Annotated in this window: 10 protein-coding genes; 6 read left to right on the forward strand and 4 right to left on the reverse strand. The window is 65.7% G+C overall.

The features are described 5' to 3' along the window. Positions 1–185: 185 nt before the first annotated feature. Positions 186–1,769: a sensor histidine kinase gene (locus NZ849_RS03165; RefSeq protein ID WP_295404064.1), complete on the reverse strand. Its 1,584-nt coding sequence runs from the start codon at positions 1,767–1,769 to the stop codon at positions 186–188. A 9-nt stretch (positions 1,770–1,778) separates the two neighbouring features. After that, positions 1,779–2,552 carry an RNA methyltransferase gene (locus tag NZ849_RS03170; protein ID WP_295404068.1) on the reverse strand — a complete coding sequence of 258 codons (774 nt, stop codon included), beginning with the start codon at positions 2,550–2,552 and terminating at the stop codon, positions 1,779–1,781. A 181-nt stretch (positions 2,553–2,733) separates the two neighbouring features. Here NZ849_RS03170 and NZ849_RS03175 point away from each other — a divergent pair, with 181 nt between their 5' ends. From NZ849_RS03175 to NZ849_RS03195, 5 genes are all read left to right on the forward strand, one after another. Then, positions 2,734–4,020, forward strand: coding sequence for an ABC transporter substrate-binding protein (locus tag NZ849_RS03175; protein WP_295404072.1), 1,287 nt, complete (start codon positions 2,734–2,736; stop codon positions 4,018–4,020). 56 nt (positions 4,021–4,076) lie between these two features. Next, positions 4,077–4,952 carry a carbohydrate ABC transporter permease gene (locus NZ849_RS03180; RefSeq protein ID WP_295404076.1) on the forward strand — a complete coding sequence of 292 codons (876 nt, stop codon included), beginning with the start codon at positions 4,077–4,079 and terminating at the stop codon, positions 4,950–4,952. Further along, positions 4,949–5,791, forward strand: a complete 843-nt coding sequence (locus tag NZ849_RS03185) for a carbohydrate ABC transporter permease (protein WP_295404079.1) — start codon at positions 4,949–4,951, stop codon at positions 5,789–5,791. Before NZ849_RS03180 ends, NZ849_RS03185 begins: the two co-directional genes overlap by 4 nt. 93 nt (positions 5,792–5,884) lie before the next feature. Next, complete coding sequence (locus tag NZ849_RS03190) at positions 5,885–8,164, forward strand: glycoside hydrolase family 31 protein (RefSeq protein ID WP_295404083.1); 2,280 nt, start codon at positions 5,885–5,887, stop codon at positions 8,162–8,164. Positions 8,165–8,216: 52 nt separating this feature from the next. After that, a complete protein-coding gene (locus NZ849_RS03195) occupies positions 8,217–9,722 on the forward strand; it encodes a carboxypeptidase M32 (RefSeq protein WP_295404088.1) in 1,506 nt (501 codons plus the stop codon). Here NZ849_RS03195 and NZ849_RS03200 read toward each other — a convergent pair. Beyond that, the gene (locus NZ849_RS03200; RefSeq protein WP_295404091.1) at positions 9,710–10,951 is read right to left on the reverse strand and encodes an MFS transporter; all 1,242 of its coding nucleotides are present in this window, start codon (positions 10,949–10,951) and stop codon (positions 9,710–9,712) included. The genes NZ849_RS03195 and NZ849_RS03200 overlap by 13 nt on opposite strands. Between NZ849_RS03200 and NZ849_RS03205 the strand changes: the two genes are divergently transcribed. Further along, positions 10,929–11,912 carry a hypothetical protein gene (locus tag NZ849_RS03205; protein ID WP_295404096.1) on the forward strand — a complete coding sequence of 328 codons (984 nt, stop codon included), beginning with the start codon at positions 10,929–10,931 and terminating at the stop codon, positions 11,910–11,912. The two genes, NZ849_RS03200 and NZ849_RS03205, sit on opposite strands and share 23 nt — an antisense overlap. Positions 11,913–11,917: 5 nt before the next feature. On the opposite strand, the gene NZ849_RS03210 is transcribed toward NZ849_RS03205, so the two are convergent. Further along, positions 11,918–12,235, reverse strand: a 318-nt coding sequence (locus tag NZ849_RS03210; RefSeq protein WP_295404100.1) for a histidine phosphatase family protein, incomplete at its 5' end; no start/stop codon positions are given.

Raw genomic sequence — 12,235 nt, forward strand, 5'->3', positions numbered from 1 at the left:
GCCTGGGGCGATTTTTTTGTCAATACAGCGGGCTGGTCCTCCCCCTTTGTGGGCAGGAAGGGAGTTTGATGCGTCGCTGGGTCTCCCTTGAGGCCCGCCTCTGGTGGGGTTCCTGCGCGGCCCCAGACAAACCTGAACGCGCTGTGAGCTCGCTCGGCGGCCAGCCAGGTGAGGGAAAGCAGCTGCTAAAGGGGGAGTTCGGCCCGGATTAGGGTGCCCTGGCCCTCCACCGACTCTACGTAAAACCGCCCACCCCGGGCCTCCACCCGCTCCCGCATCTGGGTCAGCCCGAAGCCGCCCATACCCTCTGGGGCAGCATCGGTCTGGAAGCCTCGGCCGTTGTCGCGGATCTCCAGCACGCCCCCCCGCTCCCCCATGGGGGTCAGGCTGACCTGCACCAAGGTGGGCCGCCCGTGCTTGGCTGCGTTGGTCAGCGCCTCCTGTAGAACCCTGAAGAGGACCAGCTCGGAGGCCTGGGAAAGACCGACCCTCTCCGGTAAGGAGAGACGGAGTCTGAAGCCCGCCTGTTCGGCGAAAGCCTGCGCATAACGCCGCACCGACTCCAGAAAACCGTAGCGCTCGAGGTCAATTGGCCTCAGGGCGAAGATGCTTCGGCGCACCTCCCGAATCTGGGCCCGGAGGGTGCCCTTAACCTGCTGCAGCTCCTCTATGGCCCGCTTCGGGTCGGTCGGCCAGATGCGCTCCACCAGGTCCAGCTTGAGGGCCATGAAGGCTAGGGCCTGGGCCACCCCGTCGTGGATTTCACGGGCAATGCGGTTGCGTTCCTCGGTCAGGGCTAGCTCCTCGGCCCGCAAGTAGGCCTGGGCGTTGCGGACAGCAAGGGTGACCTGGGCGGCCAGGAAGCGTAGAAAAGGCAGCCGCTGGCGCAGGTTCTCGGCTTCCCCTCTCAGCAGCAGAACCCCCACCACGTCTTTCTCCCTAAGGGGAACCGCAAGTAGGTCGTTCTCGATGAAAACCGGGGCTTCAAGGGCCTCCTTCCAGAGGCCTTGGGGCAGGAAGGCGCGGAGGGGCAGCTCGAGGTGGCGCGTTACCTGAGGCCGGAGGAAGTGTTCCTCATCCAAGAGCAGCACGCTGCCCCCGCTGGCCTTGGCCCAGTCTAGAATGCGGTCCAGAAGCCTTTCCAAAAGCCTTTCCAGGTTGGCCTCGGCGCGAAGGGCCTGGTCCACCTCATAAAGGGTAAGCAGGTCGCGGCTGCGCGAGCGCACCGCCTCCAGCGCACCGGCCACCTCGGCGGCCAGCACCTCCAAAAAGCTTCGCTCGTCCTTGGAAAGGGGGGGTTCCGCAACCACCTCGAGCTGGCCTTCCAGGCCTGGTAGGGCTACCCTGAGCGCTCTGCCTGGGACAAACCCCGCCGAGGCAGCACGCACCCCCTCGAGGGTGAGCGCCACCTCCCGCCGCAAGGCTTGGGCTACCTCCTGCACCGCCGCGGTTAGGGCTTGTTCCAGGTTATCCGCCACCGAGGCCCGCCTTAGGATGTTGCCTACTGCCATGAGCCGGCGGTTGGCTTCTTCCAGGGCCCGTTGCACCTCTTCGCGCTCCTGCACCTGTTGAGCAATCCACTCCAGGGTCATCCAGGTCACCAAAGGCCCCACCAGCCCGTAGAAGCCCAGGCGCAACCAGAAGGCCGACGGCAGGCCCTCGTAGGGCTTTAGGGAAAGCTCAAAAAGCACGACCACCAAGACGATAGCAGCCGGCAAAAAGAGCCTGTAGAGCCGGATAAGCCGGTATAGGCTGGGTGCGGCCTCCATGGCTCGAGCTTACGACTTCAGCTCGGACTTACGGCGGCCGTGGGCTGCGTACCAGCGGCTTTGATGCAGGAAACCCCGCAAGAACTGCACCTCCCCTGGGGTCAGGGCAGCTTTGTGCAGCAAACGGCGGAAGCGGCGCATGGTGTAGGGCAGCCGCCGCTCATCGGTAAAACCGATGCGCAAGACGTACTCCTGAAGGTCGGCAAAGAGGCGCTCCAAGGCCTCCCGCTCAGCCAGCGGGGCTACCTCAGGCTCGGGAGGGTGGTGGGCTACTCCAAAAATCTCATAGCAGAGGAGCAACACAGCCTGAGCTAGGTTTAGACTGGGCTGCTTGGGCGCAGTGGGAATGCGCACAATGACCTGTGAGAGGTCGATCTCCTCCTTGGTCAGGCCGAAGGTCTCTCGGCCAAAGACCAACGCCACCTGTCCTTGTGGCGCTACCCGGGCCACCTCCTCTGCCATGGCCCGCGGCCCCAGCACTGGACCGGTGTAGATCTCCCTCTCCCGCACGGTGGTGCCCACCACCAGCCGGGCTGGGGCCACCGCTTCTGAAAGGGTTGCCGCTACCTTGAGGTGGTCCAGAATCTCGCCAGCCCGCACCGCCAAGCGGTAGGCCATGGAACGCTCAGGACCCATGGCCAGATCCTCGCGTACCCTGGGTTCCGGAGCTACCAGCCACAGGTCAGAGAAGCCGAAGTTCTGCATAGCTCGCGCAGTGGCTCCCACGTTCATGGGTTCCTGGCTGCCCACCAGCACCACGCGGACGTTTGCCAGCCATTCCATCGGTTCCAGCCTAATGGCTGAGCCCTGGCGCGTCGAGCCGCTTTCTGGTCCTGGGCGAAGGTTGACACTTCCGAAGGGGCTGCGGTAGACTCTCGGCAGGAGTTCTTCCAAAAATGGTCTGTTGCGTAGGGCGACTCTCTGGTTGAGTTCATGGAAGCACTTCCAAAGCTCAGGAGGAAATATGAAGCGTAGGGAGTTTCTCAAAAAGGCGGGCATGGGTTTGGCCACGGGTTTGCTGGTGAGCCAGGGCTGGGTGCGGGCCCAAAGCCAGGCCACCCTGCGGGTTTCCCTGGGTGGGGGTGTGGGGGAGGGGCCCCGCTGGATGCGCTCCCGCCTGGCCGAGTTTACCCGGCGCACCGGCATTCGCGCCGAGGTTTTTGAGGCCCCCACCGATACCGATGCCCAGCTGGCCCTCTACCAGCAGTACTGGGCGGGGCGGAGCTCGGACATTGACGTCTACATGGTGGATGTGATTTGGCCCGGCATCATCGCGCCGCACGCCCTCGACCTCAAGCAGCACTTCACCGAGGCTGAGCTCAGGGAGTTCTTCCCCCGCATTGTCCAGAACAACACCATCCGGGGCAAGCTCACCTCCATCCCCTTCTTCACCGACGCCGGGATTCTGTACTACCGCACCGACCTGCTGCAGAAGTACGGCTACAGGAATCCCCCCCGCACCTGGGCTGAACTCAACCAGATGGCCCAGCGGGTGATGGAGGAGGAGCGCAAGGCTGGCAACCGCGACTTCTTCGGCTTTGTCTTCCAGGGCAAGCCCTACGAGGGCCTTACTTGCGATGCGCTGGAGTGGATCTACTCCTTTGGCGGTGGGCGCATCGTGGAGCCCGACGGGCGCATCAGCGTGAACAACGGCAGGGCAGCCCTGGCACTCAACACCGTACGCCGCTTTGTGGGCACCATTGCGCCCCAGGGGGTTACCAGCTACGCCGAGGAGGAGGCCAGGAACGTCTGGCAGCAGGGCAACGCCCTCTTCATGCGCAACTGGCCCTACGCCTACGCTTTGGGACAGGCCGAGAACAGCCCCATCAGGGGCAAGTTCGCGGTAACGGTGCTGCCCAAAGGGGCGGCCGACGCCCCCAACGCCGCCACCCTGGGTGGCTGGCAGCTCATGGTTTCGGCCTACAGCCGCTACCCCAAGGAAGCCGTGGAGCTGGTGCGTTTCCTGACCTCGGCAGAAAGCCAGAAGGACTTCGCCCTGAACCTCTCCTGGCTGCCCACCCGTCCGGCTCTCTACAACGACCGGGACATCCTGGCCCGCACGCCCTGGTTTAGGGACCTGCTCCCGGTCTTCCAGAACGCGGTCTCGCGGCCTTCGGATGTGGCCGGGGCCCGCTACAACCAGGTCTCTGAGGCCATCTGGACCGAGGTTCACAGCGCACTCACCGGCCGCAAGACGGGCGAGGCGGCGGTGCGGGACCTCGAGGCTCGCCTGCGCCGTATTCTGCGCTAACCTAACCCTTTGCCCGGGGGGCCCAAGCTCCCCGGGTCTGCTCTAAGGGGAAAGACATGCTCGTTCAAAGGCAGGTTCGACTGGCCTGGCTGCTGGTGTTACCTACCCTCTTGGTGGTGGTTTTCGTAGCTGGCTACCCCCTGGCCCAGGTTTTCTACTGGTCGTTTTACAAGGCCGATATTGCCCTGGTAGACCCGCCGGAGTTCGTGGGTTTTGAGAACTACCTCTTCCTTCTGCGGGACCCCGACTTCCGTGAGGCCCTGTGGAACACCGTGAAGTTCACCGTCTTCTCGGTGAGCATTGAGACCGTGCTGGGCCTGGTCATCGCCCTTATCATCCACTCCAACTTCAGAGGCCGGGGTTTGGTGCGCACCGCCATTCTCATTCCCTGGGCCATCCCCACCGTGGTCTCGGCCAAGATGTGGCAGTGGATGCTCAATGATGTCTACGGGGTGATCAACGTCATTGGCGTCAAGCTTGGCATCCTCTCGCAGAAGGTGGCCTTCTTGGCCCGGCCTGAGCTCATGCTCCCTGCCATCATCGCCGTGGATGTTTGGAAGACTACGCCCTTTATGGCTCTTCTCCTCCTGGCTGGCCTGCAGCTCATCCCCGAGGAGCTCTACGAGGCGGCCAGCATTGACGGGGCTACCCGCTGGCAGCAGTTCTGGACCATCACCCTGCCCCTCCTCACCCCGGCCCTAGTGGTGGCGCTCATCTTCCGCACCCTGGATGCGCTTCGGGTTTTCGATGTGATTTACGTGATGACCGGGGTCAACCCGGCCACCCGCACCCTGGCGGTCTACAACCGGCAGAACCTCATTGACTTCCAGGACCTGGGCTACGGCTCGGCCATCAGCGTGGCCATTCTCATCGTCACCTTTGCCTTCGTGATCCTCTACATGCGCAGCATCGGGAGGGAGGCTCTGAGATGAGGCGCGCCCTTTTTTGGCTCAACCGGGTGCTTTTCTACCTCTTGGTGGTCTTCGTGGTGATCTACAGCGTCTTCCCCTTCTATTGGGCTGTCATCTCGAGCTTCAAACCCTCCAGCGGGCTTTTCTCCCCTGACCCGAGCTTCCTGCCAATTCCTTTTACCCTTGAGCAGTACCGCAACGTCTTCGTGGGCACCGCCTTTGGCCGCAACCTGCTGAACTCCCTCATCGTGGCGGGGGGGGCCACCCTCCTCTCGCTGGTGCTGGGCGTGCTGGCGGCCTACGCCCTGGGTCGGTTGCGCTTTCCCCCGAAAAACGCGGTGCTCTACATCGTGCTCTCCATGACCATGTTTCCTCAGATTGCCGTGCTGGGGGGCTTTTTTGTGCTTTTGCGGCAGGTGGGCCTCTTCAATACCCATGCTGGGCTGATTCTAAGCTACATGCTCTTTACCCTGCCCTTCACGGTCTGGGTGTTGGTGGGCTACTTCCGGGGGCTGCCGCGGGAGATGGAGGAGGCGGCCTACGTGGACGGGGCCACCCCGTTGCAGACCCTCCTTCGGGTGATGCTCCCGCTCACCGGGCCCGGCCTGGTGACCACTGGGCTTCTGGCCTTCATTGCGGCTTGGAACGAGTTCCTATTCGCCCTCACCTTTACCGTAAGCGATGCGGTGCGCACCGTACCTCCGGCCATTGCCTTCTTCGGCGGAGCCACGCCCTTTGAGATTCCCTGGGGCTCCATCATGGCAGCCAGTGTGGTGGTCACGGTGCCGCTTGTGATCCTGGTGCTGGTCTTCCAGCAGCGCATCGTGGCGGGGCTCACCGCGGGTGCGGTGAAGGGCTAGGCCCAGGGGAGAAGGGGTGCCGAGGAGGGTTATGGTCCTTCGGCCCTGGGCGGGGCCGGTGGGGAGCCTAGGGGCGCTCCAGAGGGGGTAAGCGTGAACGAGCTACTGGACTGGGACATCCCTTTTGACCGACTGGAGGGCCTGCCCCTGGCGGATGTCAGGGTGCAGGCGGTGGAGAAGGAGGGGGTGCGGGCCTGGCGGCTCCTTTTCACCCAAAGGCCGCGCGACCGGGCCAAGGCGGGGCCGGCGGTGCAGGGGGCAAGGCCGTTGCCCATGGAGGAAGCCCAGGGGGTCTACCGGGCCGAGGGGCTTCCACCCTTGGCGCTGGGTGAGGGGAGGGTGCGCTTGGGGGACCTCGAGCTCACCCTTTGGGGCCTGCCCCACCTCGAGGCCCTGCCCCTCCTGCGGCTCCTTTCCGACGGGGTGCCCTACCCGCTTTTAGCGCTGCGCTTCGCCCTGGGGGCAGCCCATTACTACGGCTTGGGTGAGCGAACCGGAGGGCTCGAGCGGCGGAGCCGGCGCTTTTGGAACTTCACCATGGACCAGCCCCCCCGCCCCGGCCGCGACCCGCTCTACCAGGCCAGCCCCTTTCTGCTGCGGCTGGAGGAGGGGCGGGCCCTGGGCCTCCTGCTGGACGAGAGCCACCCGAGCCTCTTTGACCTGGGCCACGCCCACCCCGCCGAGGGCCGCATCGCCGTGGCGGGGCCGCACCTCGACCTCTACCTTTGGGAGGGAAGCCCCTTGGAGGTGGTGCGGGGCCTGACCCTGCTCACCGGTCGGCCCGCCATGCCCCCCTTGTGGGCCCTGGGCTACCACCAGTGCCGCTACAGCTATGCCGACAGCCAGGCGGTGCGGGAGGTGGTGGAAGCGTTCAAGGCCCACGACCTGCCCCTGGAGGCGGTCTGGCTGGATATCCACTACATGGAGGGGTACAAGGTCTTCACCCTAAGCCCGCACCGCTTCCCCGATTTCCGGGCCCTCTCGGACGAGCTGGCTCAGGAGGGCGTGCGGCTGGTGCCCATCGTAGACCCGGGGGTGAAGGTGGAGGAGGGCTACCGGGTCTTTGAAGAGGGGAAGCGGCGAGGGGTTTTCATTCTGGACGACCGGGACGAGCCCCTGGTGGGGGGAGTCTGGCCCCGGCGGGCGGTCTGGCCCGACTTTAGCCGGGAGGAGGCCCGGGCCTTCTGGGCCGAGGAGGTGCGGGCCTTCGCTGAGGAAAACGGCTTTGCCGGCATCTGGAACGACATGAACGAGCCGGCGGTGCTGGAGCTTGGGGGTGCTGAGCCCCCCGATAAGGCCCTACCCCTCACCGCCCGCCAGGGGGGAAAGAGCCACCTCGAGGCCCGCAACCTCTACGCCCTGGGGATGGCCGAGGCCACCCACCGGGGCCTGGCCGCCTTGGGTCGCCGCCCCTTCATCCTCACCCGCAGCGGCTTCCCCGGCATCCAGCGCTACGCCTTTGTCTGGACGGGGGACAACGAAAGCCGCTACGAGGATATGGCCCTCTCGGTCCCCATGCTCCTCTCGCTGGGGCTTTCGGGGGTGCCCTTTGCCGGGACGGACGTGGGTGGGTTTGGTCTGGACACCGAGCCCGAGCTGTTGCTGCGCTGGACCTGGCTCGGGGCGCTTTACCCCTTTTTCCGCAACCACAGCGCCCTGGGCACCCGCCGCCAGGAGCCCTACGCCTTCGGCGAGCCCTGGACCTCCAGGATGCGCGAGGCCCTGCGCTTTCGCTACCGGCTGCTTCCTTACCTCTATTCCCTGGCCCGGCAGGCCCACGAGGAGGGCCTGCCCCTCTGGCGGCCGCTTTTCCTGCACTGGCCGGAGGAGCCGGAGGCCCGGCGCGACGACGAGTTCCTGCTGGGGGAAGCCCTGCTGGCGGCACCGGTGCTGTGGCAGGGGGCCCGCGCCCGCGAGGTCTACCTGCCGCCGGGGGGCTGGCAGGACTTCTGGGAGGGCGCTCTCTGGGAGGGCCCCCGGCGGCTTGGGGTGGAGGCCCCTTTGGAGCGGCTGCCCCTCTTTCAACGGGCGGGCACTGCCCTGCCCCTCACCGAGCCCCACGCCCCCACCCGTTCGGCCCGCTGGGCCCACCTCGAGTTCAGGGTGGCCCTGGGACGGGAAATTCGTGGGCGGGTCTATGAGGACGAGGGGGAAGGGGAGACCCTGGGAGCCTGGAGCGAGCTTCTGGGTAGCTTTGACGGCCAGCGGCTCGAGCTGCGCTTTGTGGACCGCTCGAGCCACCCCCGCGAAGCGGTCTTTGCCGAGGTGCGGGGGGTGGCTCCGCCGTCCCGTGGGGTGGGCCTGGCCTACCAAGACGGAGTGCTGCGCCTGAACCTGAGCTCGGGGGAGGCCTGGGCCGAGTGGGACGGATAGCGGACTGCCCCCAGGCTGGCAAAACCGCGCGGGGTGGCTATGATGGGCGGGTATGACCGCCCAGGAAGCGTATCAGTGGCTTTTGGAGCATAGCCGGGAGAGTGCCTACCTGGAATCCTTCGCCAAGCTGGCCGCGTGGGACCAGGCCGCCTGCATCCCCAAAAAGGGCCACCCCCACCGGGCCCGGATGCAGGCTGCGCTGGCTGGGCTGCTGCACCGGCGGGCCACCGACCCCCGGGTAGGGGAGATGCTGGCCCTTCTCGAGGGCTCGAGCTGGCTCCAACCTGCCTCGGTGGAGGCGGTGAATGTGCGGGAGTGGCGGCGGGCTTTTGACCGCGCCACCCGCATTCCCGAGCGGCTGGTGGTGGAGCTGGCCCAGGCCACCAGCGAGGGCGAGGCCATCTGGGAAGAAGCCCGTCCTAAGGACGACTGGGAGGCCTTCCGGCCCATCCTGAAGCGGATTTTTTCCCTGACCCGTGAGCTCGCCGATGCGCTGGGCTACCCGGAGGAGCCCTACGATGCCCTGCTGGACCTGTACGAGCCGGGGGTCACCGCCGCCCAGCTCGAGCCCGTCTTCAAACAGGTGGGCGAGGCCAGTGTGGCTCTCCTGAGGCGCATTCAGGCCAGCCACCGCCGCCCCGACACCGCCATCCTCCACCGCCACTTTCCCGTCCCCGCCCAGGAGGCCTTCGGCAAAGAGGTGATCGCTCGGCTGGGGTTTGACCTCGAGGCGGGTCGGCTGGATGTGGTGGCCCATCCCTTCATGCAGGGCATCGGTCCTGGGGATGTGCGCCTCACCACCCGCTACCACCCGGACTACTTCAACGCCGGCTTCTTCAGCACCGTGCACGAGATGGGGCACGGCCTCTACGGGCAGGGGCTGTTGCCCGAGCACTTCGGCACCCCCATGGGGAGCGAGGTTTCGTTGGGCATCCACGAGTCGCAAAGCCGCACCTGGGAGAACCTGGTCGGCCGCAGCCTGGGCTTCTGGCGGTATTTTTGGCCCCGGGCCCAGCACCACTTTGAGGCCCTGCGGGACGTGCGGTTGGAGGACTTCTACTTCGCCATCAACGCCGTCGAGCCCAGCCTAATCCGGGTCGAGGCCGACGAGGTGACCTATAACCTGCACGTTCTGATTCGCTTTGAGGTGGAGCGGGCCCTTTTGCGGGGTGAGCTTTCCGTGGAGGAGGCCCCGGAGGCCTGGGATGCTAGGTACCAGCAGTACCTGGGGGTTCGCCCGTCTAAGGTTGGGGATGGGGTGATGCAGGATGTGCACTGGGCGGCGGGGCTCATCGGTTACTTCCCCACCTACACCCTGGGCAACCTCTACGCCGCGCAGTTCTTTGCGCAGGCTGAGCGGGAGCTGGGGCCTTTGGAGGAGCAGTTTGCCCGGGGGGATTTTCTCCCCCTTCTGGAGTGGACCAGACGGAACATCCACCACCAGGGTAGCCGCTACTGGCCCCGCGACCTCCTTCGGCAGGTAACCGCGGAAGACCTGAATCCGGGCTACCTCCTGGCCCACCTGGAGCGCAAGTTCACCGCCCTCTATGGGGTCTGACCTATGGCTGTCGTTTCTAGAAGCCTAAGCCGCCGACCGGCATAGAGGGCCCAGGCATAGCAGACCGCCGCTACCAGCATCGGGCCTGCGTAACCCACCCGGTCGGCCAGGAGCCCCCCCAGCACCGGGGAGAAGGAGAGCAGCCCCACGATGGTGTTGGAAAGACCAATATACGAGCTGCGCGCCTCGGTGGGGGCCAGGTTGACCAGGTAGGTGGCTGTGCCCACCCCGATGGCCGATAGGTAAACCCCCTGCAAGGCAAACACCAGCCAGAAGGACGGGGCGGGCAGCATCAGGGCCAGCAAAGGGGTCAGGGCACCCAGGGCTGCGCCTGTGAGGATTAGGCTCCGGGAGCCGAAGCGCCGGGAGAGGCGCACCCAAAACAGGTTGGAAAGCACCGAGGCCAGGGTGTAGACCATCAGGTAGATACCCACCTCCCCCTTGTGGCCCAGGTTGCGCACCGCATAGGCGGCGTAGAAAGGCTCTACCATGCTGGCAACTGCCAAAAGGACTCGCACCCGCAGAAAGCGGCGGAAGTAAAAGTCGCGAAAGGGTAGGGTCAGGGAAAGCCGTTCGCTCCGGAATTCCCTGTCCGGCGGCTCGTCGATTTGGCCGAACAGGTGCCATCCGTAGGCGAAGGCCAGGGTGCCCAGGGTAAAGAGGATGGCGTAGGGATAGGGGAAGGGTAGGGGCAGCTCGAGCACCTGCCGCACCAGCAGACCGGCCAGGAAGGCCAGTGCCCCGCCGACCAGGTTGCGCATGGAAAAGAGGGCTGCCCGTCGCTCCATGGGGATGGTTTTGGCGATGGTTTCCCAAAAGGGTAGGCTGGAAAAGCCGGTGAAGAGGCCGTTTAGGCCAAGCCCCACCACAAAAACCCAAAGCAGAAGGTCGGGCCGATTGCCCAGTAAGAAACCTCCTATGGCCACCAGGGCCAGGCTGGCCACCCGCAGGGTGGCCATTCGCCGGTAGAGCACCACTTTCACGGGCAGCCGGGCCACGTAGGGGGCCAGAAAAACCTGTGGAACCATGGAACCTGCGGTGAGCAAAGCCGGCAACAGCCCCACCACCCAGTTAGCTGCCCCCAGTTTGGCTGCAAACGAGGCCAGCACAATGGAGCCGTTGAAAAAGGCGTCGCCAAGCAGCACCAGCCAGCCATTGAGCATCGCCAGACGGTAGCTTTTGTCGCGAAGGTCTAGAATACCGGGCGTGTCGGTTTTGCTCGTTCCCACCCTGGGCCCCTTTCACATCCTGCACCCGCGCTACAATGGGGTGACCGTCTTAGAGTTGACGCGGCTTTATCAGCCCGAAACCCTGTACCTGGCTTCCTACAGCTCGCAAGAGCTGGGCGCGCAGCGCTGGCGCGACCAGAACGAGCTTTCATTCTTTCACGTCTTGCCCTGGGCGGAAAGGGTAGGCCTGCCCGTGGTGGCCTTGGATGAGGCTGAGCACCTACGCCGTCAGGCCTTGGAGTTCCGCCAAGCCCTGGAGCAGTACCCGCGCGGCCAGGAGTTTTTGCGGCGGGCCTCTCCCCTAGAGGAGGCCTTGCGAGCGCTCCTCACCGAACCGATGACCCCGGAGCGGTTGGCCCAGGGGGGCACCATAGAGGCTTTGCGGGCCCACCACCAGGGGTATGTGGAGCTTTTTGGGGAGGGGCCTGCCACTGGCTTTCGGTCGCTCAGGATGCGCGAGGTAGCCAAGCGCATCCCGCTCCGTGGGGAGAGATCGGTGGTGCTGGTGGACGTCCTGGACTACCCCCTGCTGGTGGAGGCCTTACCGGAGGGCTCGTACCGCTTTCCCCAGGCCCACACCCCTACGGAGCTCGAGCGCTGGCGCAGCCTGCTGGACCGGGCTTGGCGGCTTAGCGAATCGGACGACTGGGGCCTTTTGCTGGAAGGGCTTCAGGCGGTGAGGGAGCCTGAGGCGCTCTACTGCGCAGCCCAGATTTACCTGGCGGCGGGTCAACTGGAGGACGCCTTTACCCTCCTGGAGGAGCTCCTGCACACAGATTTCAACCACCCGGCCTACCTACCGGGCTACGCCTTGGCCCGCTACGGCCAGCTTGCCGACGCCCTGGGCCAGCGCGAGCGAGCTTTGCGAGCCTACCAAGCGGTGCTCGGGCTTTCCTGGGCGCCTGCGGAGGCTCGGGAGATTGCCCTGGCCGGCCAGCGAAGCCCTTTCAGGCTGGGGTAGGCCGCTCAGGCCAGCTTACGCAGCAGCCGGGGTGGCCAGAAGCCCAAAAGCCGCATCTGTCCTGGTCTGGGGTGGCCCTCCAGGTGGGCCACCCCCCCCTTCTTGAAGGGAAAGGCATCCCCCTGGGGGCTTCCAACCAGCAGCCAGGCGCACAGGCTGCCCAGCCAGGGCTCGTGCCCCACCAGGGCCACCGAGGAGCCTTCCAGCTCCTCGAGCAGGGCTTCGCCCGGTGGTTCGGCCAGGTGGGGGGTAACCCGGGTTTGGCCCTTCTCCAGCAGGGGGATCAGCAGCTCAGCGGTCTGCACCGCCCGCAGCTTGGGGCT

Origin of the sequence: Meiothermus sp., from assembly GCF_025060375.1 — a bacterium.
Lineage (GTDB): Bacteria > Deinococcota > Deinococci > Deinococcales > Thermaceae > Meiothermus.